Below are 1,278 nucleotides of genomic sequence, written 5' to 3' on the forward strand. Positions count from 1 at the left end.
GGCTGAGACGTGATGCCGAGCCGATTCAGGTGAAGTCAGTGATCCTATGCTGCCGAGAAAAGCCTCTAGCGAGTTCTTAGCGGCCCGTACCCCAAACCGACACAGGTGGTCAGGTAGAGAATACCGAGGCGATCGGGCGAACTGTGGTTAAGGAACTCGGCAAATTGCCCCCGTAACTTAGGGAGAAGGGGGGCCGGAGACGTGAAGCCCCGCGCGGGTGGAGCGTTGTATGGCCGCAGAGAGCAGGGGGAAGCGACTGTTTACTAAAAACACAGGTCCATGCGAAGAAGTAATTCGATGTATATGGACTGACGCCTGCCCGGTGCTGGAACGTTAAGGGGACCTGTTAGCTCTTCGGGGCGAAGCGGAGAACTTAAGCGCCAGTAAACGGCGGTGGTAACTATAACCATCCTAAGGTAGCGAAATTCCTTGTCGGGTAAGTTCCGACCTGCACGAATGGCGTAACGACTTCCCCACTGTCTCAACCACAGGCCCGGCGAAATTGCAGTACGAGTAAAGATGCTCGTTACGCGCGGCAGGACGGAAAGACCCCGGGACCTTTACTATAGCTTGACATTGGTACTTGAGTTAGCTTGTGTAGGATAGGTGGGAGCCGGTGAAGCTCATACGCCAGTATGGGTGGAGGCAATCTTGAAATACCACTCTGGTTGATTTGGGTATCTAACTTCGGACCGTTATCCGGTTCAGGGACAGTGTCTGGTGGGTAGTTTAACTGGGGCGGTTGCCTCCTAAAGGGTAACGGAGGCGCCCAAAGGTTCCCTCAGCCTGGTTGGCAATCAGGTGTTGAGTGCAAGTACACAAGGGAGCTTGACTGTGAGACTGACAGGTCGAGCAGGGACGAAAGTCGGGACTAGTGATCCGGCACTTGCGAGTGGAAGCGGTGTCGCTCAACGGATAAAAGGTACCCCGGGGATAACAGGCTGATCTTCCCCAAGAGTCCATATCGACGGGATGGTTTGGCACCTCGATGTCGGCTCGTCGCATCCTGGGGCTGTAGCAGGTCCCAAGGGTTGGGCTGTTCGCCCATTAAAGCGGTACGCGAGCTGGGTTTAGAACGTCGTGAGACAGTTCGGTCCCTATCCGCCGTGCGCGTAGGATACTTGAGAAGGGCTGTCCCTAGTACGAGAGGACCGGGACGGACGAACCTCTGGTGTGCCAGTTGTCCCGCCAGGGGCACGGCTGGTTAGCTACGTTCGGAAGGGATAACCGCTGAAAGCATCTAAGCGGGAAGCCTGCTTCAAGATGAGGTATCCCACC

General features: G+C 55.9%; 1 rRNA gene. It reads left to right on the top strand.

Annotation, left to right across the window (positions count from 1 at the left end):
* Window positions 1–1,278, top strand: a 23S ribosomal RNA gene (locus AC3EN4_RS31745); the annotation flags it as partial.

This window comes from Micromonospora sp. bgisy143, assembly GCF_057708145.1.